This is a genomic window from Pseudomonas sp., from assembly GCF_032058845.1.
Classification (GTDB): Bacteria; Pseudomonadota; Gammaproteobacteria; order Pseudomonadales; family Pseudomonadaceae; genus Aquipseudomonas.
This window is the reverse complement of sequence record NZ_DAMCCR010000033.1, coordinates 14,422-37,489: the sequence shown is the minus strand read 5'-3', so window position 1 is coordinate 37,489 and position 23,068 is coordinate 14,422. Positions and strand designations below refer to the sequence as shown.

Below are 23,068 nucleotides of genomic sequence, written 5' to 3'. Positions count from 1 at the left end.
CCGGTTGCTGCGAGGTGAAGGCTTCGGTGGCGCGTACGGTCATCTCGGCGCGTACCGAACCGCGGTCGGTGTGCACCAGGCCCGGCGCCATCGACGTCACCGCCGAGTGCTGATAGATCTTCGCCCCCAGGCGCTCGACCAGCGCGGCCAGCCCGTGGACCAGCTTGCCGGGATGGATCAACGCGCAATGCTCGGTGTACAGCGCGCCCACCGTGCCCTCGGCGCCGAGGCTGGCCCGCGCCTGGGCTGCGTCGAGCACTCGCCATTGCTCCGGCAGGCCGAAGCGCGCCGAAGCCTCGACGGCCGCCTGCGCCCGCGCCATCTGCGGGCCGCTGCGGGCCAGGGAAAGAAAGCCTTGCTTGGCATAGTCGGCCTCGACACCTTCCAGGGCCAGCACTCGGCCGATTTCGTCGACCGTGTCGTTCATCGCCGCCTGCAACTGCAGGGCCGCGTCGTGCGAATACAACTGCGCCACGCGTTGCAGCGAAATCGGGAAGATGGCCGAGGCCCAGCCGCCGTTGCGCCCCGAGGCGCCGAAGCCGACTTCCTGCCGGTCGAGCAGCACCACGCGCAGCGAAGGATCGCTCTTGAGCAGGTAATAGGCGGTCCATAACCCGGTGTAGCCGGCGCCGACGATGACCACGTCGGCCTCCACAGCGCCTTCGAGCCGCTCGCGCGTCGGGCCCTGCGCGAACCACAGCGGTTTGTTGGGCAATTGTGGCAAATCGAGTTTCGCTGACATGTTGGTACTTCCCAATGACGACCCAAGGTTCGGGCGGTGTCTGACACGGTATTCAGGGTTCGACGCTGTCTACCGGTGGCGTCTGCAGGCCGCGCTCAGGGGCGCGGGACAAGCGCTTGACGGCGTACGACGCGGCGATGGCGACGATGGCGATCAGGCACTGGATCAGGCTGAGCTGCATGGAAGGGTCGAAGGCCATGCTCACCAGCACCGAAACGATGGCGGCCGTCACCAGGAGCGGCAGCCACGGGTGGCCCCACATGGCGAATTTCAGGCTGCCCTCGGCCACCCAGCGGCGGCGCAGCTTGAGCTGCGACAGGCAGATGATCAGGTAGACGAACAGGAACACCGTGCCGGACGAGTTGATCAGGAACTGGAACACCGTGTCCGGCCACAGCGCCGCGATCACCACGCAGCCATAACCGACCAGGGTCGAGACCAGTACGCCGCTGACCGGTACGCCACGTCGGCTGACCGCCGCCATCCAGCGCGGCGCCTCACCGTGGGAGGCCAGGACGAACAGCAGGCGCGAGGAGGTGTATAGCCCGGCATTGAGCACCGACAGCACCGCCACCAGGATCACCACGGTGAGCAGGGTGCCTGCGCCGGGGATGCCCATGTGTTCCAGCGTGGTCACGAACGGTGACTTGCCGGGCGTGAGGCTGGTCCAGGGCTGGGCAATGACGATGAAGAACGTGGCCAGCACGAAGAACACCAGGATGCGCACCATCACCGTGTTCACCGCCTTGCGGATATTGCGCGAGGGGTCTTCGGACTCGGCGGCGGCCAGCGTGGCCACTTCCACCCCGGTCATCGAGAAGATCACCACCACGACACCGGTGAACAGTGAACTCAGGCCATGGGGCAGGAACCCGCCGTGCTGCGTCAGGTTGCTGAAACTGGCATCCGAGTTGGGCCACAGGTGGAACACGAACGCGCCCACCACCACGAGAAACACCACAATCGCCGCCACCTTGATGCCTGCGAACCAGTATTCGGCTTCGCCGAAGGCATGCACCGACATCAGGTTCAGCAGGGTCATGCCGAGCATCAACCCGAGCGCGATGACCCAGACCGGAAGTTCGGGCAGCCAGGCATTGATGATCTGGCCGCCGACCACGGCCTCGAAGCCCACCACGATGACCCAGAAGTACCAGTACAGCCAGCCGGTCATGTACCCGGCCGGGCGGCCGAACGCCAACCGTGCGTAGTCGACGAACGAGCCTTTGCTGGGGTGCGCAGCGGCCATCTCGCCGAGCATGCGCATTACCAGCGCCACGATCAGCCCGGTGATGGCGTAGGTGATGAACGCGCCGGGGCCGGTCGCCGCGATCACCGCGCTGGAGCCGACGAACAGCCCCGCTCCGAGGACGCCGCCCAGGGCGAGCATGCTGATGTGACGGGTTTTCAGTGCACGTTTGAGGCGCGGGTCGTGTTCGGACTGCATTGGCATGGATCGTCTCCTGTTATTTTTAGTCATCAACGCTGCCAGGGAGAGACGGTAAGGGCTCTCGGCGGGGGCTGATATCGCAAAATGTTCGGAGTGCGCAGGCCGGCTTCATACAAATGTATGAGGGCGGTCATTTAGCGTTTGAAGCGGCCCCGTGGGCTGAGTACCCTGCGTCACAGCGCGTCGGTGGGCGTTCGCGAAACGCGAGAGGGGGTTGGCATGCAGGCCTGTAGCCGACCGATCGGTCTCAGAGGTGAAGCAGATGCTGGCGAATGAAATCGAGGGGCTGTGGACGCATATCCGCTGCCTGGTGGTCCTGCAGGAACAGGGCACGTACACGGCGGCGGCCGCGCGACTGGGCATGAGCAAGTCGGTGATCAGCCAGCGGATTTCCGAACTGGAAAAAGCCGCCGGTGTGCCGCTGGTGGTGCGCACCACGCGTAGCGTCCGGCTCACCGACGCGGGTCTGTCGCTGTATGAAGGTGCCCGCGAGGCGTACGCGCGCATCGAAGCGAGTTTCGTCACGGCGCGGGACACCGCCACCACCCTCAGCGGGTCGCTGCGGATTACGGCGCCGGTGGCGTTCGCCCGGCAGCAGTTGATCCCTCGGCTGACGGGGTTCCTGAGCCGGTATCCGCACGTGCGGGTCCAGGTCGATGTGTCCGATACGCTGAGTTCGCTCACGGCCGAAGGTTACGACCTGGCCGTTCGCCACAGCTTTCAGATTCCCGACACGCATGTGGCCTGGACACTCTGCGATACCGCGTCGCTGCTGGTCGCCACACCCGATTACCTGCAGCGCCGTGGCGAGCCCCGCCAGCCTGAGCACCTGAGCGAGCATAACTGTCTGTACTACCCGCGTTCAGCAGAGAAGCCGGCCTGGACCCTCCAGCGCGAGCGCGCCGACGGCGACCCGACCGCACGCGTCACCGTGCCCATCTCGGGAAACCTGGCCACCAACAACAGCGAAGCGCTGCGCGATGCAGCCCTGCAGGACCTGGGCATTGCGCTGCTGCCGGATTTCAGCGCGCAGGCCGCCTTGCGCGACGGCCGCTTGCGTCGGGTACTCCCCGACTGGAACGTCGTGGGTGCATTCGCTTCACAGATTCATGTGATCAGGCCTTATTCGCGCCATGTGCCCAACGCGGTCAAAGCCTTGGTGGACTACCTGCGCGAGTCCCTGGCCGAAGGCTTCAGTGCTGGCTGAAACAGCGATTGTGCGGCTGACCGAACACTGAGTTCTGGGCGCCGGCGTGGAAGGCGGCGGTGACCCGCGTTAGGGTGAACACCTCTTCAGCGCCGATTACAGGACAACACATGCCGCTCATTCGAATCGATATCGTGCAGGGCCATACCGACAGTTACATCGACAGCCTGATGGAGGGCGTGCACCGGGCCATGGTCGAAGCATTCGAGGTGCCCGAGCGCGACCGTTATCAGATCGTCTCCGAACACAGGCGCAACCGGTTGGTGGTTCAGGACACCGGGCTCGACATACCCAGAACGGACAAAGTCACCCTGATCAGCGTCACCAGCCGGCCACGCTCGGTCGAGGCCAAGCAACGCTTCTACCGCCTGCTTTGCAGCGAACTCGAACAGCGGTGCGCGATCGCTGCGAGCGACATCATGGTGTCGATCATCTCCAACCAGGATGAAGACTGGAGCTTCGGCTGGGGCAGGGCGCAGTTTCTGACGGGGGAGCTGTAGGAAACATGCCGGCTTAAGTGGTGATGATGTTTCATCCAGGTCGGATCAATTGGGGTTGCAGCCTTGGGTCGGCTGCGCCGGCCATCGCGGCTGGCGCCTCCCATAGGAAGGGCGGTGTGTTGGCCAAAATGACACAGCCAACCCGGCGGCTGGTGTCGACTGCGCGCCCTGCGCAGGATGCGCGCTACCGGCGCTCGGCATCTGTTGCAGGGCGTTCACTGTTGCAGGCTGTGCAGACGATCAACAATGCTGCGCCGGGAGCCACAGGCCCGCTGTTCTAAAAAATCCCAAGGCCTTGATATTCAAGACGAATTCAACTTGGCACGAATCCTGTTGATAAACCTTGTCATCGCACCCTCATACGGTGCCCGGCTTATCCACCAGGAGCTCCCATGCCCCGTGAAATCCGTTTGAACGCCTTCGAGATGAACTGCGTGGGCCATCAGTCGCCCGGCCTCTGGCGCCACCCCAAGGATCGATCCTGGCAGTACAAGGACCTCGACTACTGGACCGATCTGGCCAAGCTTCTGGAGCGTGGCAAGTTCGATGGCCTGTTCATCGCCGACGTGATAGGCATCTATGACGTCTTCGGTGGCAACGGCGACGCCGCGATCCGCCAGGCCACCCAGGTGCCGGTCAACGACCCGCTGGCGCTGATCACGCCCATGGCACTGGTCACCGAACACCTGGGCTTCGGCCTGACCGCCTCGCTGACCTTCGAGCACCCGTACCCCTTCGCCCGCCGCCTGTCGACCCTGGACCACCTGACCAAGGGCCGCATTGGCTGGAACATCGTCACCTCCTACCTCGACAGCGGCGCGCGCAACCTCGGGCAGAAGGCCCTGAGCGACCATGACGCGCGCTATGACTACGCCGACGAATACCTGGAGGTGCTCTACAAGCTGTTCGAGGGCAGTTGGGAGGAAGGCGCCGTGGTGCGTGACCGTGAGCGCGGCGTCTTCAGCGACCCGAGCAAGGTTCACGAAATTCGCCACCACGGCAAGCACTTCCAGGTCCCTGGCATCCACCTGTGCGAGCCGTCGCCCCAGCGCACCCCGGTGCTCTACCAGGCCGGCGCGTCCAGCCGCGGCAAGGATTTCGCCGCCGGCCATGCCGAATGCGTGTTCGTGGCGGCGCCTTCGAAAGTCACCTTGAAGAAGACCGTGGCCGACATCCGCCGGCGCGCCGCCGAAGCCGGACGTGATCCGCGCAAAGTGCTGATCTTCAATCTGCAGACGGTGATCGTCGACGAGACCGACGCCAAGGCCAAGGCCAAGTGGCAGGAACTGAAAACATACAGCAGCTACGAAGGCGCGCTGGCGCTGATCTCGGGCTGGACCGGGATTGATTTTGCGCAGTACCAGCCCGATCAGGTGCTCAAGCACATTCACACCAATGCCATCCAGTCGGCGGTGGAAACCTTCTCCACGGCGGACCCGAGCAAGCAGTGGACGGTGCAGGAACTGGCCGACTGGGTGGGCATCGGCGGCTTTGGTCCACTCATCGTCGGCAGCCCGCAGACCGTCGCCGATGAACTGCAGGCCTGGGTCGAGGACACCGACGTGGACGGCTTCAACTTCGCCTACGCCCTGGCCCACGAGACCTTTCGCGATGTGGTCGAGCTGCTGGTGCCCGAATTGCAGAAACGTGGCGTGTACAAGACCGAATACCGCGCCGGCACCTTGCGCGACAAGCTGTTCGGCGATGGCCCGCGCTTGCCCGCTAGCCATCCGGCGTCCGCCTATCGCGACCTCAGCCGCCTGCGCGATGGCGTCAGTCCCAGTCAGGTCGAGCCGGCCTGAGCCGCACAGGAGTCGTCATGAGTCTTCATCAACTGCACCTCACAGCCACCGATCCGGCCGCCGAGGGCGCACTCGCCAGCTTGCAGCACTGGGCGCGCGAGCGGCCAACCCAGATCGCCTTGCGCCATCGTCGCCTGGGCATCTGGAAAGCCTGGCGCTGGATCGATGTGCAGCGCGAGGTCGAGCACGTTGCCGACGGCTTGCGTCAGCAGGGTTTCACGGCGGGCGCGCGGCTGGCCCTGAGCGGTGCGTTCGAGCCGACATTGCTGATCGTGGCGCTGGCAGCGCGGCAGATTGGCGGCCATCTGCAGATGATCGACCGCCACGGCCAGGGCGACATCCTGCAGTGGCAGTTGAGCCAGGCGCGTCCGACCTTCGCCTATGTGCAATGTCGTGAAAGCGTGGCGAACTGGCTGGGCAGTGGTCTCACCGAGCAATGGCCGTTGCGCGTGTTCTCCGCCCAGGCCTCGGCCATGGCTCAAGGCCTGTGGCAGGTCGAGCCATTGTCGGCGCTGTTCGTGGCCCAGGCGGCTCCAGCGCAGCGACAGGGCTGGGCGCAGGTGGCGGCCGACGACGTGCTGTGGGTCGACGAAGGCACTGAATGGCAGGACGGGCTGAGCCACGTGTTGCAGCGCTGGCTGGGGCAGGGCGAGGGGCTGGCGTTTCCGGAAACCAGTGAGTCGGCGAGCCGCGATCGGCGCGAGATCACCCCGACCGACCTGCTGCTCTCGCCCAGGCGGGTCGAGGCGCTGGCGGCCGAGATCGAATCGCGACTGGCACCTCCCGGCAGCTGGCGGCGGCAAGCCTGCGACTGGGCCCTGGCCAACCAGCAGCGTGCTGTCGGTCGTTGGCTCAAGGCACGGGTTCGGCGGCTGCTGGGCTTTGCTCGGCTGCGGCGTATCGAGGTGGCCAGTGCACCGCCTACTGCCGTCTTGGCACGCCCGGCAGCCTGGCTGCACGAGTACCTGGAGCGCGCGGCATGAACGCCTTGCTCGAAGTGCGCAACGTGTCGCTGGCGTTCAAGGGCGTCAAGGCGATTTCCGATTTGTCGTTCAGCGTCGGACGCGGCGAGATCTGCGCCCTGATCGGCCCGAACGGCGCAGGCAAGAGCTCGCTGCTGAACATCCTTAACGGTGTCTACAAGGCCGATACCGGCCAGCTGTATTTCGCCGATGCGCTCTTGCAGCGTCCGCATCCGCTCAAGGCCGCGCGCCTGGGGATCGGCCGCACCTTCCAGAACAATGCCTTGTTCAAGCAGATGAGTGTGCTGGACAACCTGCTCACCGGCTTGTCGCGCTTTCAGCGCAGCCTGTTCATCGAGCAGGCGCTGGGGCTGCCACGGGCGCGCCGCGAAGCACGGGCCTTCACCGAACGGGCTGAGGCCGTACTGGAATTTCTCGAACTGCAGCCCTGGCGTGATGTTGCCGTAGGCAGCCTGGCCTACGGCCTGCAAAAGCGTGTGGAACTGGGCCGCGCCGTGATCGCGCAACCGACCCTGCTACTGCTCGATGAGCCCATGGCTGGCATGAACGCCGAGGAAAAACAGGACATGAGCCGTTTCATTGCCGACATCAACCGCGATCTGGGTACCACCGTGGTGCTCATCGAACACGACATCCAGGTGGTCATGGGCCTGTCCAGCCATGTGGTCGTGCTCGATTACGGGCGCAAGGTCGGCGACGGCACTCCGGCCGAAGTGCAGACCAACCCTGATGTGATTGCCGCTTACCTGGGGACGCCGCACGCATGAACTTCTTCCTTGAAACCCTGATCGGCGGCCTGCTCGCAGGCTCCATGTATTCACTGGTGGCGATCGGCTTCGTGCTGATCTACAAGGCCAGCGGCGTCTTCAATTTCGCCCAGGGCGCCATGTTGCTGTTCGCCGCGCTGACCTTCGTCAGCCTGCATGACCAGGGCCTGCCGTTCGCCGTTGCGCTGGCTGTCACGGTGGTGGTGATGATCCTGGGCGCGCTGCTGATCGAGCGTGTGGTGCTGCGGCCGCTGGTCAATCGCTCGCAGATCACCCTGTTCATGGCCACGCTTGGCCTGTCGTTCGTGATCGAGGGGCTGGCCCAGGGGCTGATGGGCGCGCAGGTGCGTGCCCTGGACCTGGGGATCGAGGATGTGCCGCTATTCGTCGGCGACATCATGATCAGCCAGTTCGACCTCATTGCCGCCGGGGTATCGGCGCTGCTGGTACTGGTGCTGGCCCTGCTGTTCAACAAGACGCGCATCGGCATCGCCTTGCGCGCGGTGGCGGATGACACCCGCGCAGCGCTGTCGCTGGGCATCGACCTCAACCGCATCTGGCAGATCGTCTGGGCCGTGGCCGGGATCGTCGGGCTGGTCGCGGGGCTGCTCTGGGGCGCGCGCCAGGGCGTGCAGTTCTCGCTGTCGCTGGTGGTGCTCAAGGCGCTGCCGGTGCTGATCATCGGCGGCTTCACCTCCATCGGTGGGGCCATCGTCGGCGGCTTGATCGTCGGTGCGGCGGAGAACCTCGCCGAGGCCTACATCGGCCCGCTGATCGGCGGCGGCATCACCCCCTGGTTCGCCTACTTCCTCGCGCTGATCTTCCTCTACATCCGCCCCGCCGGTCTGTTCGGCGACCGGGCCATCGAACGGGTATGACGCCATGACCGCTACCGCTTCACGCCTTCGTACGCGCTTCGACGATGCGCCGCTGATCCTCGCTCGGCGACACTGGCCGTGGACCCTCATTTTGTTGCTGCTGGTGACCGTGGTCGGTGTGCCATGGCTGGGTAACGACTACTGGCTCAACGCGATCCTGATTCCCTTCCTGGTGCTGTCACTGGCGGGCCTGGGCCTGAACCTGCTGACCGGCTATGCCGGGCAGACCTCGGTGGGCGCTGCCGGCTTCATGGCGGTGGGCGCCTTTGCCACCTATGGCCTGTTGTTGCGTCTGCCTGGCTTGCCGTTGCCGCTGGCACTGCTCGGTGGCGGGCTGATCGCCGCGGCCGTGGGGCTGCTGTTCGGCATTCCCAGCGCGCGGATCAAGGGTTTCTACCTGATGGTCACCACTCTGGCGGCGCAGTTTTTCCTGGAGTGGGTGTTCGCCAAGTTCCCCTGGTTCTACAACTACGCGTCCTCCGGCACCATCAGCGCGCCACGCCTGGAGCTGTTCGGCGTGAGCCTGGCGAGCCCGGTGGGGCGCTACCTGCTGACCCTCGGCTGCGTGCTGCTGCTGACCTGGGTCGCGGTCAATCTGGTGCGCAGCCAGGTGGGGCGCAACTGGATGGCGATCCGCGATATGGACACCGCCGCTTCGGTGATCGGCATTCCGGTGGACCGCTACAAGCGCCTGGCTTTCGCCGTCAGCTCCTTCTACCTGGGCATCGCTGGCGCGTTGTGGGCCTTCGCCTACCTGGGCACGGCGAGCGCCGGCAGCTTCGACATCAACCGCTCGTTCCAGATCCTGTTCATCATCATCATCGGCGGCATGGGCAGCATCGCCGGCAACTTCATCGGCGCCGCGTTCATCAGCCTCACGCCCATCCTGCTCAGCCACGTGGGGCAGTGGCTCTTCGACGGCAACGTCGATGCCGGGCAGTTGCAGAACCTGCAGAAGATTCTCTTCGGCGGCCTGATCATCGCGTTCCTGATCAAGGAACCGGAGGGGCTGGTGCGCCTGCTCGGCAACCTGCGCGAACGCTGGCGTGTCTGGCCGCTGCGTTTCTGAATCCTGCGTCACCTCAACACGCCTTGACCCGGCGCCGGGAAAGGAGGTTTCCAACACCTCAGAAGAAGCTCACACCATGCGCAAAACCTTGCATCGCCACATGTTCGCCAGCCTGTTGGCGCTCGGCACCCAGTTCCTGCTGCCGACTGTTCAGGCCGCCAGCGACCAGCAGTTCATTCCCATGGCCACCTACCGGGTGGGCGCCTATGCCTCAAGTGGTATTCCCTGGTGGGCCGGGGAAATCGACTATTTCCGCTACATCAACGAGGTAGAGGGCGGCATCAATGGCGTGAAGCTGGTTTGGCAGGAGTGCGAGACCGAATGGAGCGTCGACCGCATCGTCGAATGCTACGAGCGTTACAAGGGTGGCAAGGACGGCGCGCCGACCGCATTCTTCTTCACCCACAGCACGCCGGGTTCCTACGCCTTGATGGACAAGGGCGCAGCCGATCACATTCCGCTGATCGACGGTGCCGGTGGCCGCACCGAGTCCACCGATGGTCGCGTGTTCCCCTATGCCTTCCCGCTGTTGCTCAACTACTACGGCCAGGCCTCGGTGGGCATCAACTACATTGCGCAGCGTGAAGGCGGCTTCGAGCAGCTCAAGGGCAAGAAGATCGTCACCGTCTACCATGACTCGGCCTATGGCCGCGAAACCCAGGCAGCCGTGCAGCTGCTGGCCGAGAAGTACGGTTTCGAGAACATCCAGGTTCCGGTGGCCGACCCCGGCAACGAGCAGTCCGCGCAGTGGCGACAGGTGCGCCAGCTCAAGCCGGACTGGGTCTTCCTGCGCACCTGGGGCGTGTCCACCCCGGTCGCGATCAAGACCGCCGCGCGCTTTGGCATCGCCGTGGATCGCATTATCGGCGACGTGTGGGCCGGCTCCGAAGCCGACGTGATTCCCGCAGGCGCTGCAGCCAAGGGCTACCAGGCCCTGGCACCGTTCCCCGGCGGCAATGACTTCGAGATTCATCGGCGCCTGCGCCAACACATCCTCGACCCCGGCAAGAGCGACCTCAAGGACCCCAGCTACTTCGGCAAGGTGTACTACAACATCGGCCTGATCAACGCGGCCATCGCCGTGGAGGCGCTGCGCACCGCCCAGACCCGCTTCGGCAACCGGCCGCTCAACGGCGAGGAGGCGCGCTGGGGCTTCGAGCACCTGGACATCGATGCCGCGCGGCTCAAGGCCCTGGGTTTCGAAGGTCTGCTGCCGACGCTGAAACTGTCGTGCGCAGACCACGAAGGCGGTGGCGCGGCCCGCGTGCAGCAGTGGGACGGCAAGCAGTGGGTGCTGGTGACCGACTGGCTGCAGGCCGATCGCGCCACCTTGCGGCCGCTGATCGAGGCCAAGGCCGCGGCCTACGCCAAGGAAAAAGGCATCACCCCGCGCGATTGCGCCAGCGAGCGCTGACCCCTGAACCCAGCGCCTGGCCGCGTGGCTTGGCGCATCCGTAGAGATCCTCATCATGCATGCACGCTTCACACGTCGTTTCGCCGCCCTGGGTCTTGCACTCGCTTCGTACGCTGCGTTGCCCCAGGCCGTCCAGGCCGCCAACGAACAGTTCTTCCCCCTGGCCACCTACCGGGTCGGCGCCTATGCCTCCAGCGGCATTCCGGTGTGGGCCGGGATGATCGACTACCTGCGCTACATCAACGAGGTGGAGGGCGGTATCAATGGGGTGAAACTGGTCTGGCAGGAATGCGAGACCGAGTGGACCGCCGAGAAGGGCATCGAATGCTACGAGCGCTTCAAGAATGGCCTCAATGGTGCGCCCGTGGCGGTCTACCAGCCCAATGGTGCACCGGCGGCCTATGCCTTGAGCGCCAAGGCCGAGGCCGACAGGATCCCGTTGATCACCCTGGGTTACGGCCGCACCGAAGCCACCGACGGCCGAGTGTTTCCGTACAACTTCCCGGTGATGCTGACCTTCTACAGCGAGGCCTCGGCCTTCATCAATTTCGTCGCCGAGCGTGAAGGCGGGCTGGACAAGCTCAAAGGCAAGAAGATCGCTACCGTCTATCACGACTCGGCCTATGGCCGGGAAACCCAGGGGCCGCTGCAACTGCTGGCGGAAAAGTACGGCTTCGAGAACATCCAGATTCCGGTGGCCGACCCGGGTAACGAGCAGGCCGCGCAATGGCGTCAGGTGCGCCAGCTCAAGCCCGACTGGGTGTTCCTGCGGACCTGGGGTGTCTCTACGCCGGTCGCGATCAAGACCGCAGCCCGCTTCGGTTTCCCGGTGGAGCGCATCGTCGGCGACATCTGGGCCAGCTCCAACGAAGACGTGCTGCCAGCGGGTGCCGCGGGCAAGGGTTACCTGGCGTTGACGCCGTACCCGGGGGGCACCACGTTCGACATTCACCAGCGCATCAAGGAACACATCCTCGACAAGGGCAAGAGCGACCTGAAGGACCCGCAGAGCTTCGGCAGCGTGTACTACAACTCAGGGCTGGTGAACGCGGCCATTGCCGTCGAGGCGATCCGCGCTGGGCAGCAGCAGTTTGGCAAGCGGCCGCTCAACGGCGAGGAGGGCCGCTGGGGCCTGGAGCATTTGAATCTGGACGATGCGCGGCTCAAGGAGATCGGCTTCCTGGGGTTGATGCAGCCATTGAAGCTGTCGTGCAGTGACCATGAGGGGGGCGGCGCCGCCAAGGTGCAGCAGTGGGATGGACAGCGCTGGACGCTGATCACCGATTGGGTACGTGCCGATCGCGCCATCCTGCGGCCACTGATTGATGCCAAGGCAGCGGAATTCGCCAAGGAAAAGGGCCTGACGCCGCGTGATTGCGGGGCGTGACGGGGTAGGCATTCGCGCTGCGGGGCTCAGGCTTCAGGCCTGGGCCTTGAGCGTGAGCCGATCGCCGTCATCCCGCTCCAGCGTCCGAGCCTGGGGCCATAACCTGAAATCGCGATGTCCATGCGTGCAGCCTGCAGCTTTCCAACGAGGAACGATCCCATGAATCAGGCAACCCGACCCAGCGCTGCTCACTCGGCGCTGCTGGCGGTAGACGATATAGAAGTGATCTATGACGGCGCGATTCTGGCCGTGGCCGGCGTGTCGCTGCGGGTGGGGCAGAGCGATATCGTCGCCCTGCTCGGGGCCAACGGTGCGGGCAAGAGCACCACGCTCAAGGCGATCTCCGGGTTGGTCCAGGCCGACCGGGCGCGAGTCAGCCGCGGCCATATCCACTTTCAGGGGCAGAGCACTGCCGGCGTGGCACCCAACGTCCTGGCGCGGCAGGGCATTGTCCATGTGCTGGAGGGGCGGCATGTGTTTGCGCACCTGACCATCGAGGAAAACCTGCGCAGCGGGGGCTTTTTGCGCAAGCCGTCGCGGCGGCAGCTGGAGCAGGACCTGGAACGGATCTACGCCTGGTTTCCACGCTTGCAGACCAAACGTAAAACGCAGGCCGGGCTGACCTCGGGCGGGGAGCAGCAGATGCTCGCCATCGGACGGGCCTTGATGACCCAGCCGCGACTGGTACTGCTCGATGAGCCGTCCATGGGCCTGGCACCGATGATCGTCGAAGAGATTTTCGCCATCGTGGCGCAGCTCAATGCCCAGGAGGGTATGGGCTTTCTGGTGGCCGAGCAGAACATCAATGTGGCGCTTCGGCATGCCAGTTATGGCTACATTCTGGAAAGCGGGCGCGTGGTGGGGGAGGGGAAGGCAGTGGAGCTGCGTGGGCGTGAGGATATCGGGCAGTTCTATCTGGGGGGGAAGGCGAGGGTTTGAGTGCGTTCGGTTGGGGGTGGAAAAACCTTGAGATTTGGTGCTGCTGTGTTCAGAACAGTGGGTGGCGCCTGACCAGGGCGCTGCATCCGCGGCGCCTGTTGGGGACGCCGCCGGCTTTTCTTGCCTCGCCCATTATGCGCTTAACACTTTTCGGACAGCTTCTGAGTTTGTGAAAGAGTCCGGTTTCTTGCGGTTACGGAATCCATATTGACTTTAACGCGGCCGGCTTGAAGAATTGCCGCTTGCTCATGATACAGGGTTTGTTGCGTTGCCATGCCATGCCATCGCGGCAGAAATGCTTTCTGGTACCAGCGGATCAAGGGCTTTTGTTAGGAATATGGATATGAATCTGATCTATGAAAAGATGTACGCCTATGAGGAGCGCATCAAAGAAAATATCAGCATAAAAGTCCAGCTTTTATTTACGGCAATTTTTCTGCTCGTGTCCGTCACAGTGTACCTGGCGAGGTTCCTTGATTTCTCCATCAAACCGGGCGTGGCCTATGTCATCGTGGTGTTCATTGTCCTGGTGTTGATGATGACTGCGATTTCCGCCTATTTTAATTGCAAGGCGTTCAGTGGATCGGAATTCAACAGGATGCCCTATGCGACGAAAATACAGGAGTACTACGAGGGGCAGGTGCAATACAACAAGGAGGTTGAAATTTACAATGCGTCCGTTTCTGAAGATGAAGCGTTTACTTTAATTGATCCCAAGAACGAAACTGAAGCGTTCATCGGCAGAGCGCTAAGCGCCTGTGCGACCCACAATGCTCTGGTCAATGAAAAGCGCTCTCGATTGGTGTTCAAGGCATTTGTCTGCTGTTTGCTTTCCTGTGTACCCCTGGTGCTAGCCAGCTTTATCTTTGTGGCTTATGACATGGATACTTCGTCGCCCCGAAAAGAATTTTCCATCAGGGATCGTCACGTTGCTGCGCAGCTGGCACGCCTCACGGAGGAGGTTGCTGCACGATCGGCCAGTTCGACGGTAACAGCATTGGAAAACCGTACTACGCTGCTTGAACAAGCCCTGATCCATAAGCCGGATGAAACGATGACCAAGCCCGAAAAGGCAGATGCTGCCGAATCGAAACCCAAGCCTGAGCCTCCAACCAAGCCTAGTGCGCCTCTATCTCGCATGACGTATGATGACGCCTCCGGCGCATCGAGCAGGAGTTCGAAATGACCAAACAGCACAGCTCTGCGACGCCCACAGCGTCCAAGCCCACCCCTCCCAAAAAGCCCGCGGAGCCTGTAGTTCGTCGAATCGTGAACGAGAGGGTGATTAACCGAGAGAGCGCATTAGGGGACGCTAACCGGCGCGTCGCTCATCAATAGGAAGTATCTATTGAGCTTGGTCTGAGAAATTCTTGGATTTTGTATTTGGTCGAAAGCAGACACAAGGTATCCAAGCCGAAGCACAAAGCTTGGCCTAACCGCCGTATTGCGAGCCTGTAAGCCTGCTCATGCTTGATTGTAATAATTTTGTAAAGCCAGCCTTCAAGAATGTTCAGATGCACCTACATCATCGGGAGGCGTCCGCTGTTTTTAAGGTCTTTTGACTACCTCCTGATTCTTGGCCTTTTTTCAAGAATTTTATACATCACCCACGCACTCCCTACGCGCAGTGGATGCAGTCTACTAACTTCCGCTTTCTCGGCTGGCCGCTCCGGCTGTATTTCTTTCGTATGTCCTTGACGTTCTCATGCAGCGTCGAGTGCGGCGGCGTGGTCGGTTGCCAACGGACTTTCTATGGTTGTGCTATCGGTTCGCCTAAAATTCGGGAGCGCTGCAGCCTGCCATAGCCCAAATTTGCAGTTGAAACACTCAGTGGCTGTCTAGACTGCGACTGTACTCCTATCAACAGTCATTCGACACACTGCACCTGCTGCAGGTTGTGAAAGTGTCCGATGTTACTGACAACTCATTGAATTTGTTTGATTTATACCGTTGGCACGGCGATTGGAATAACGAAAGCACCGCGCTCCCGCGAGCGCTGACTTCTGCTTCCAAAGGACCTTGCCATGTGTGCGACCCGTTATTCGAAAACTGCTCTTTCCCTGACCGCGCTGTTGACCAGCAGCGCTTTTGCTGCAAACGAAGAAAAAGACGGCTTTATGGACGGTGCCACGTTGAGCGTGCTCAACCGCAATTTCTTCTTCAGCCAGGATTACCGCAACGGCGACTTCACCCGTAACCCGAGCAACGGTGAGCGGCAAAGCCAGCACCGTGAGTGGGGCCATGGGGTCATCGCCGATCTGCGCTCGGGCTTTACTCCCGGAACGGTCGGCTTCGGTGTCGATGTGCAAGGGTTGCTGGGGCTCAAGCTCGACGGCGGCAACGGCACGGTCGGCAACGGTGTCGGGGTGCCCGGGATCGTGCCGCGCAGCGGACCCGGGTCCGACGGCGAGCCCAAGGACAGTTATGGCAAGGTCGGCGCCGCGCTCAAGGTGCGTGCCTTCGACACCGAACTGCGCTATGGCGACGTCCGCCCCAGCAGTCCGGTGCTGCATGCCAGCGACATCCGCCTGCTGCCGCAGACCCTGCGCGGCTTCATCTTCAACAACACGTCCCTGGAGGGCCTGACGTTGCAGGGCGGCAAGCTGGAATCGAGCAGTGACCGCAGCGCCAGCAGTCATCGTGGCGACCTCGGAACCGTGTATGCCGGACGTCTCAAGGGTGCCAACGACGTGGTGTATCTCGGCGGCGACTACCGCTTCAACGACCGCCTGACCCTGCGCCTGCACACCAGCCGCCTGGACGATGTGTGGAACCAGTCGTTCTTCAGCGTCGACCACGCCCAAGCGCTGGGCGACAACCTGAGTCTGAGCAGCGGCCTGAACTACTACCGCACTCGCGACAGCGGCCAGGCGCTGGCCGGACCGATCGACAACGACGCCTGGAGTGTGCACACCGGCCTCGCCGTGGGCGCCCATGCCTTCAAGTTGTCGTACACCCGCATCGATGGCGACACACCGTTCGACTACGTGTGGAACACCTACGACCTGCAACTGGATGCCGCGTCCCAGATCTCGGACTTCAACAACCCCAACGAACGCGCCTGGGAAGCCCGCTACGACTACAACTTCGCAGCCCTCGGCGTGCCCGGCCTGAGCCTGACCGCGCGCTACGTGCGCGGCGCAGACATCGATGGCACCCGCGCAACCGGGGCCTACCGCTATTACAACGGCATCGAAAACGGCCGCCATTGGGAGCGCAACCTGTGGCTCACCTACGTGGTGCAGAGCGGCCCGGTCAAGGACCTGTCGTTCAATCTGCTGCAGGCCACCCACCGGGTCGGCGGCGGGCACAGCGCAGAGGCCAACGTCGACGAAATGCGTCTGATCGCCCAGTACCCGCTCGACATCGGCCTCTAGGCACAGTGTGCGGCCAGCAACAGTCGATCCGCAGATTGTCCTTGCAGGGGCTTCGACACTGGCTGCGAAAACCGCTAACCGATTGATTGGATGGCCTTTCAGGACTTGGTACGGGCTGTGCTCTGTAGCACGGGTAGCCCGTTCCCATGGAGTCGCACATGACCGTATCACCTTTGCTGGAACTGCCTGAACCCGTCAGTCCCCAACCCCGGCGCCTGGCGCAGGTCATCGACGATGATGCTCATGCCATCGACGTGGCGCAGCGCCTGGCTACCGATTTCGCCCGCGAGGCCGCGGTGCGTGACCGCGAGCGGCGCTTGCCGTGGGAGGAACTGGAGCGCTTTTCCGACAGCGGCCTGTGGGCAATCACCGTGCCCAAGGCCTACGGCGGCGCAGGCGTTTCCTACGTCACGCTCAGCGAAGTCATTGCCATCATTTCTGCCGCCGATTCCTCGCTCGGGCAACTGCCGCAGAACCATTTCGGCGTGCTCAGCAACCTGGCCCTGACCGGCAGCGAAGCGCAGAAGCGCGAGTACTACACCAAGGCGTTGCAGGGCTACCGCTTTGGCAACGCCTTCTCCGAGGCGCGCAGCCAATACGTCACCACCTTCCAGACGCAGATACGCTTCGAGGGCGATCATGCCGTGCTGGACGGCGAGAAGGCCTACTGTACCGGCGCGTTGTTCGCGCATGTCGTGCCGGTGGCCGGGGTCGATGAACAGGGTCGCGCGCACATTGCCTTCGTGCCCCGTGACGCCGCCGGCCTGACCGTGATCGACAGCTGGGATGGTTTCGGCCAGCGCATCACTGCCAGCGGGCAGGTCCGTATCGAGGGGGTGCGGGTGGCGGCGAGCGCGGTGATACCGGCGTGGAAGGCTTACGACCAGCCCAGCGCCGATGGGCCGATCTCGCAGATCATCCAGGCCGCTGTCGACACCGGCATCGCTCGCGGCGCTTTTGCTGAAACCCTGCGGGTGGCGCGCGTCGCCCGGCCCTGGGTCGACAGCGGCCTGCAGCATGGCTGGCAGGATCCGCTTGCCCAGGCGCTGATCGGCGAGCTGGCCTGGCGCCTGCACGCGGCCGAAGCGATCCTGCAACGCGCTGGCGAGGCGGTGGACCGCGCAGTCGCTGAGCCTGGCGAAGACCGTGTCGCCGAGGCGTCGCTGATCGTCGGGCAGGCCAAGGTGCTCTCCACCGAGATTGCGCTGCAGGCCTCAAGCCGGCTGCTGGAACTGGGGGGCACGCGCAGTGTTTCGGCCAGCCAGGGCCTGGATCGGTTCTGGCGCAACGCGCGCACCCACACCCTGCATGACCCGGTGCGCTGGAAATACCACCTGGTCGGCAATCGCGTACTCAACGGCGTCACGCCGCCCCGTCATGCCTGGAACTGAGGTCACACCATGTTCATTACCCATGCTCAAGGTCGCAGCGATCTGGCCCATGCCCGTCACATCGAAGCTGCCCTGCTCGACTACCTGCGCGGGCAGAGCGCCCGCCACGAAGCACTGGTGATCGCGGCCGTTGGCGAACTGCGCATCCGTATCGACGCGGCCGATGCACTGCAGGCGCGCGCCGATGATTCCCAGCCCGCAGCGATCACGTTCCGCCTGGCGGCTGCCGAGGCCGCGCGCGTGGCCACGCAGACGCATTTCGAGCTGGCCGGGCACAGCCTTGCGCAGCCAGTAGCCGGCCAGGCCGAACCGCCGCTACCGACCCAGCGACGTCTGCTCGGCGATCATTACCTCAATGGCTGGTAGCTCAGCGCTATCTTCGCCGTGGATCGCAGTTTCTCTGTAGGCTATAGCCGCTATAGCCGGCGCAGCCGGCCCTATCCCGGAACCGCATACCGTCAGGACAATCGGGGTCGCAGCCTTGAGTCGGCTGCGCCGACTCTCGCGACTGTACCGGAGCGCCGGACCGTCCGCTCCCATGGGGTGCCGCTTCTTTCTGCAGAATGCGGACCCCTCATGAACGTTAAGTAAGAACCGTAGCCGTAGCCTTGCTTTTGCTTGTGCTCTTCATGACTGGCCCGTCCAGGCACCCGGGATTGCGACTTCAGCCGGCCGAAGTGCAGGGGCTCGAAGGGGCCGGCGCGCAGCGCCGCTGAGGCGCAGCCGAAGTCGCGAGATGTAGGTTTGCGCAGCAAACCGTAGGCCGCGCAGCCCCGTAGAGCCCCGGAACGCAGGGCCCCCGTAGCGCAGCGAAGGGCCGGCTGGCGGAGCCCGGGGCCTTTTGCTTACTTTTGCGCCTGTGCAAAAGTAAGTCGCCGCAAGGGCGAAAAGGTGACTGACTGCCCATCAGTCCCATGCATGAATCAGACAAACCCAAGCACATGAACCTCAAACTGGATGACGGGCATTACCCCTCAGCCTTGCTTGGCGCCGCCACCGATCTGCCACACGTAGGGAGGCTCGGCGCTGTTGACCTGCCAGTCGCCAACGATGCGTTCCTTGTAGATCACCGGATTGTGCGACGCGGCGGTACGGGCGTTGCGCCAGTGGCGGTCGAGCTGCTTGCCGGTGCTGGTGGTAGAGGCGCCCAGTGCGTTGAACAGGTCGCTGGTGGCGCGCAGCACGAGGTCCACGGCGGCGACCTGGGCTTGCGCCGACTCCAGCTCGGCGAGGACGTTGGCCTGGCGTTCCGCTACCCCGTCATTGCCCAGTCGTGCCAGATAGGCCTGCTGGACCGCCTCGGCAGCGCGCAAGGTCGCGGCCTCGGCGGCGTAGACCAGGCCGCTGGCCTTGCCGATCACCTGCAGCACCTGAGCGTCCTGGCTGACAGCCGGGGCATTGCCATGGCTGAACACGCGGGTGCGGGTGCGGGTTTCGGCACTGAAGTCGCGCACCGCAGCGCGCCCGGAGCCGACGATCACGGCCAGCAACACCAACTGGTAGAACGCGGTCTGGTATTTGAAGCGGGTACTGAAATCGATGATGTTCTCGGGCTCGACCACGGCATTGACGAGCACCGAAGTGCCGCTGCCGGTAGTGCGTTGGCCGAATCCGTCCCAGTCGTCGCTCAGGGTGATCCCCGGCTGCCTGGCGCGGACTGCTGCGATGACATCTGCGCCAGTGTCGTCGCGACGGGCGAACAGGTCGATCCAGTCCGAGAACAGGCTGCCGGTGCTGTAGTACTTGGTCCCGTTGACGACCCACTGCTCGCCTTGGCGCGACACGCGGGTGATGACATCACCGATCTTCACCGCACCGATTTCGGTCCAGGCGCAGCCCACCAGGTCGCCTGCGACGAAGCGCTTGAACCAGACATCCTGGGCGGCGCTGGCGTGAGCGTTGAGGCGATCCTCGACGAAGGCGAAGTGCCCGCGCAGGGCCTGCGGCAGGTTGGAATCGGCCTCGGCCAGTTCGATCAGGAGTTGGAACAGCTGCACCAGCGAGGCGCCGGCCCCGCCATGCTCCAGCGGCACGCGTACCGCGCCGAAGCCTGCTTCCTTGAGCCAGCGGATCGGTTCGAACGGCAGGTCGCGGTCTCGCTCGCGCGCGACGCTGCCCTCGGCAATACGCGCGAACAACGGTCGAAACCTGGCAGCAAGCACCTCATAGTCGGTGCCGATAGAAAGCTGGGGAACGTGGGCTCGAGCGGTCATCAGGGTTTTCCTCGAATAGGGTGCGAATGCAGACGCCGAGTGCTTCGCAAACTCCGTGCCCTTTCGCAAAAGCCTTGTTTATCAATGGTTTGTAATTTCAGTGAACAAGCCTGCTGTGGCGCTCGCAACAGCTTGTTGAATGGCTGTTGATGGCGAAACAGCCCCGGGGGATCGCCGCGCTGTTGGCTGTCGGTCACCGCTTCCGCACTCTGCGGCCCGGTAGACAGCGCATGTGCCGGGTGCTTGGCTCAAGTGTCTGATTCGCAACGTCTTCATCGCTTGGCACGGTTGCTGCTCCTGTCTTGCGGCACAACGCTCACTGGCCAGGAATGACAAGCATGAGTACAGACATGATCGATGTGCTGGTGGTGTCGGGCGGTCTGCGCACGCCCTTGTCCGTTCCGGTTGCCAGCGCAGCCTGACCCATCCGAGTGACAGGAGACTTCCACATGAGCCAAGCGATCAGATTCGCCTACTGGGTGCCGAACGTCAGCGGCGGCCTGGTGGTCAGCAAGATCGAACAGCGCACCAGCTGGGACATCGACTACAACCGCAAGCTGGCGCAGATTGCCGAACGGGCAGGCTTCGACTATGCGCTGTCGCAGATCCGCTTCACCGCCGGCTACGGCGCTGACAACCAGCACGAGTCAGTGACCATCAGCCATGCACTGCTGGCCGCCACCGAAAAGCTCAAGGTCATTGCGGCCATCCTGCCCGGTCCGTGGACGCCTGCACTGGCGGCCAAGCAGTTGGCCAGCATCGACCAGTTCACGGCCGGGCGCATCGCGGTCAACATCGTCTCGGGCTGGTTCAAGGGCGAATTCCGCGCCATCGGCGAGCCGTGGCTCGACCACGACGAGCGCTACCGCCGCTCGGAAGAATTCATCCGCGCCCTCAAGGGCATCTGGACCCAGGACAACTTCAGCTTCCACGGTGACTTCTACCGTTTCCACGACTACACCCTCAAACCCAAGCCCGTGCAGCGCCCGCATCCGGAAATCTTTCAGGGCGGCAGCTCGCGCGCTGCGCGCGACATGGCCGCGCGCGTCTCGGACTGGTACTTCACCAACGGCAACAGCGTCGAGGGCATCAAGGCCCAGGTCGATGACTTGCGCGCCAAGGCGGCGGCCAACGGCCACGCGGTGAAGGTTGGGGTGAACGCCTTCATCATCGCCCGTGACAGCGAAGAGGAAGCACGCGCCGTGCTGGCCGAGATCATCGCCAAGGCCGACCCGGAAGCAGTCAACGGTTTCGGCAGCGAAGCGAAGCACGCAGGTGCAGCGAGCCCGGAGGGCGAGGGCAACTGGGCCAAGTCGACCTTTGAAGACCTGGTGCAGTACAACGATGGCTTCAAGACCAACCTGATCGGCACTCCGCGGCAGATCGCCGAGCGCATCGTTGCGCTCAAGGCCGTTGGCGTGGATCTGATCCTGTCCGGCTTCCTGCATTTTCAGGAAGAAGTGGCGTACTTCGGCCAGCACGTGCTGCCGCTGGTGCGTGAGCTGGAGCAGCAGCAAGTGGCAGCGCGGGCTGTGGCTTGAACCTGCCGTGAACTTCCCCCTTGAAAGGGCCGCATGGCGGCCTGACGCGGTGGCGGCCGCTCACCTGGATTGCGCTTGCGGGCGCGCGGCTTGGCCGCGCACCTCGCCAAAGCAGCCAACGGGCGGCTGAGGCGGTGCACTGCGCAAAACAGCCAACGGGCGGCTGAGGCGGTGCACTGCGCCAAAGCAGCCCACGCGTGGCTGACGCTGTGCACCGCGAGCCACGCAACAAACCCGGCAAGCTGTACAGGCCATCGCAGGCCGGCATGGTCGAAGCCCTTGGCGGTGCTTACTTTCTAGATCGAGAGTTGCAGCGCCCGTTCGGCGTGTGCCTGGCTCTGCGCGCGTCGCCGGTTGACCACCAGTTCGCCGATGGCGATCAGCCGCGCGCGGGTGATGTTGCGGCTCAGCCCCAGCAGGCTGGCGGTGTGCACCTGGTTGCAGTGGCAAAAACGATAGGCGCTGCGCAGCAGGCTGTCCTCGACCGTTTCGTGCAACCCACCGGTCTGTTCCTCGAACAGACGCTGGAAGGCGCGCAGCAACTGTTGCTCGGCGCTCTCGACGGGCGCTGCCTGGGCCTGGTCGTGACGTTCGATGCGCAGGTGTGACAAACGCAGGTCATCGTCCTGCACCAGGCCGTTACGGCAAACCAGCAGAGTGTGGTGGATGACGTTCTCCAGCTCACGAATGTTGCCAGGCCAGTCGTAGCTCAGCAGTTTGCGTTCAGCGTCCGGGCTCAGGCGCACATCGCCATAGCCCAGGCGGCTGCAGTAGGTTTTGATGAAGTGGCGGGTCAGCGGCAGGATATCGCCCGGGCGCTCGCGTAGCGGATACAGCTGCAGGCTGACGACATTGAGGCGGTAATAGAGATCTTCGCGAAAATTGCCGGCGCCGATCGCCTTGTCCAGCTGCACGTTAGTGGCAGCTACCACGCGCACATCGATGGCAATACTTTTGCGCGAACCCAGGCGCACCACTTCCCGTTCCTGCAGCACGCGCAGCAGCTTGACTTGAATGGCCATCGGCAAGTCGCCGATCTCATCGAGAAACAAGGTGCCGCCGTTGGCTTCCTCGAACCAGCCGGCCTTGGCGGCCAGGGCGCCGGTGAACGCGCCCTTTTCATGGCCAAACAGTTCGGCCTCGACCAGGGATTCGGAAAAGGCGCCGCAGTTGACCGCCACGAAAGGCCCAGTGCGGCGCGCACTGAGGTTGTGGATATGGCGTGCGACCAGTTCCTTGCCCGTGCCGGTTTCGCCGATCACCAGGACGCTGGCCTCGCTCGGGGCGACCTGTTGCAAGTGGGCGAGCAGCGCCTGCGATCGAGGGTCTTCGAACACTTGTGCGGTAGCCCGGATCGAGGTCGCCAGGGTCGGCGAAGGGGGGAGGGTCAGCAGTTGCATGGGAATCC

Annotated in this window: 19 protein-coding genes; 15 read left to right on the top strand and 4 right to left on the bottom strand. The window is 63.7% G+C overall.

The window, feature by feature from the left end; translation table 11 throughout:
* Both RT028_RS08890 and RT028_RS08885 read right to left on the bottom strand, forming a co-directional pair.
* Positions 1–742: FAD-dependent oxidoreductase (locus RT028_RS08890; protein WP_312934343.1), on the bottom strand; the 742-nt coding region annotated here is incomplete at its 3' end.
* 52 nt (positions 743–794) lie between these two features.
* The gene (locus RT028_RS08885) at positions 795–2,195 is read right to left on the bottom strand and encodes an amino acid permease (RefSeq protein ID WP_312934342.1); all 1,401 of its coding nucleotides are present in this window, start codon (positions 2,193–2,195) and stop codon (positions 795–797) included.
* Between the two features lie 259 nt (positions 2,196–2,454).
* Between RT028_RS08885 and RT028_RS08880 the strand changes: the two genes are divergently transcribed.
* From RT028_RS08880 to RT028_RS08815, 14 genes are all read left to right on the top strand, one after another.
* Positions 2,455–3,399 carry a LysR family transcriptional regulator gene (locus RT028_RS08880; RefSeq protein WP_312934341.1) on the top strand — a complete coding sequence of 315 codons (945 nt, stop codon included), beginning with the start codon at positions 2,455–2,457 and terminating at the stop codon, positions 3,397–3,399.
* A gap of 110 nt (positions 3,400–3,509) precedes the next feature.
* Positions 3,510–3,899 carry a tautomerase family protein gene (locus RT028_RS08875; RefSeq protein ID WP_312934340.1) on the top strand — a complete coding sequence of 130 codons (390 nt, stop codon included), beginning with the start codon at positions 3,510–3,512 and terminating at the stop codon, positions 3,897–3,899.
* A 392-nt stretch (positions 3,900–4,291) separates the two neighbouring features.
* Positions 4,292–5,701 carry an LLM class flavin-dependent oxidoreductase gene (locus RT028_RS08870; protein WP_312934339.1) on the top strand — a complete coding sequence of 470 codons (1,410 nt, stop codon included), beginning with the start codon at positions 4,292–4,294 and terminating at the stop codon, positions 5,699–5,701.
* Positions 5,702–5,718: 17 nt separating this feature from the next.
* Complete coding sequence (locus tag RT028_RS08865; protein WP_312934338.1) at positions 5,719–6,684, top strand: hypothetical protein; 966 nt, start codon at positions 5,719–5,721, stop codon at positions 6,682–6,684.
* A complete protein-coding gene (locus RT028_RS08860; protein ID WP_312934337.1) occupies positions 6,681–7,451 on the top strand; it encodes an ABC transporter ATP-binding protein in 771 nt (256 codons plus the stop codon). The genes RT028_RS08865 and RT028_RS08860 overlap by 4 nt, the downstream gene beginning before the upstream one ends.
* Positions 7,448–8,329, top strand: coding sequence for a branched-chain amino acid ABC transporter permease (locus tag RT028_RS08855; protein ID WP_312934336.1), 882 nt, complete (start codon positions 7,448–7,450; stop codon positions 8,327–8,329). Before RT028_RS08860 ends, RT028_RS08855 begins: the two co-directional genes overlap by 4 nt.
* A 4-nt stretch (positions 8,330–8,333) precedes the next feature.
* Entirely contained in the window at positions 8,334–9,398 is a 1,065-nt protein-coding gene (locus tag RT028_RS08850; RefSeq protein ID WP_312934335.1) for a branched-chain amino acid ABC transporter permease, read from the top strand.
* Between the two features lie 76 nt (positions 9,399–9,474).
* Entirely contained in the window at positions 9,475–10,812 is a 1,338-nt protein-coding gene (locus RT028_RS08845) for an ABC transporter substrate-binding protein (protein ID WP_312934334.1), read from the top strand.
* A gap of 55 nt (positions 10,813–10,867) precedes the next feature.
* Positions 10,868–12,199 (top strand): ABC transporter substrate-binding protein, encoded by a 1,332-nt coding sequence (locus RT028_RS08840; protein WP_312934333.1) that lies wholly within the window; start codon positions 10,868–10,870, stop codon positions 12,197–12,199.
* 159 nt (positions 12,200–12,358) lie between these two features.
* Positions 12,359–13,138: an ABC transporter ATP-binding protein gene (locus RT028_RS08835; RefSeq protein WP_312934332.1), complete on the top strand. Its 780-nt coding sequence runs from the start codon at positions 12,359–12,361 to the stop codon at positions 13,136–13,138.
* Positions 13,139–13,481: 343 nt separating this feature from the next.
* The gene (locus RT028_RS08830; RefSeq protein WP_312934331.1) at positions 13,482–14,324 is read left to right on the top strand and encodes a hypothetical protein; all 843 of its coding nucleotides are present in this window, start codon (positions 13,482–13,484) and stop codon (positions 14,322–14,324) included.
* A gap of 838 nt (positions 14,325–15,162) precedes the next feature.
* Positions 15,163–16,515, top strand: coding sequence for an OprD family porin (locus RT028_RS08825; protein ID WP_312934330.1), 1,353 nt, complete (start codon positions 15,163–15,165; stop codon positions 16,513–16,515).
* A 158-nt stretch (positions 16,516–16,673) separates the two neighbouring features.
* Positions 16,674–17,906 (top strand): SfnB family sulfur acquisition oxidoreductase, encoded by a 1,233-nt coding sequence (locus RT028_RS08820; protein WP_312934329.1) that lies wholly within the window; start codon positions 16,674–16,676, stop codon positions 17,904–17,906.
* Positions 17,907–17,915: 9 nt separating this feature from the next.
* Positions 17,916–18,272, top strand: a complete 357-nt coding sequence (locus RT028_RS08815; RefSeq protein WP_312934328.1) for a hypothetical protein — start codon at positions 17,916–17,918, stop codon at positions 18,270–18,272.
* A gap of 608 nt (positions 18,273–18,880) precedes the next feature.
* On the opposite strand, the gene RT028_RS08810 is transcribed toward RT028_RS08815, so the two are convergent.
* Positions 18,881–20,119, bottom strand: coding sequence for an acyl-CoA dehydrogenase family protein (locus RT028_RS08810; protein ID WP_312934327.1), 1,239 nt, complete (start codon positions 20,117–20,119; stop codon positions 18,881–18,883).
* A 449-nt stretch (positions 20,120–20,568) separates the two neighbouring features.
* Between RT028_RS08810 and sfnG the strand changes: the two genes are divergently transcribed.
* Entirely contained in the window at positions 20,569–21,660 is a 1,092-nt protein-coding gene (sfnG, locus tag RT028_RS08805; RefSeq protein ID WP_312934326.1) for a dimethylsulfone monooxygenase SfnG, read from the top strand.
* Positions 21,661–21,956: 296 nt separating this feature from the next.
* On the opposite strand, the gene RT028_RS08800 is transcribed toward sfnG, so the two are convergent.
* Positions 21,957–23,060, bottom strand: a complete 1,104-nt coding sequence (locus RT028_RS08800) for a sigma-54 dependent transcriptional regulator (RefSeq protein WP_312934325.1) — start codon at positions 23,058–23,060, stop codon at positions 21,957–21,959.
* Positions 23,061–23,068 lie beyond the last annotated feature (8 nt).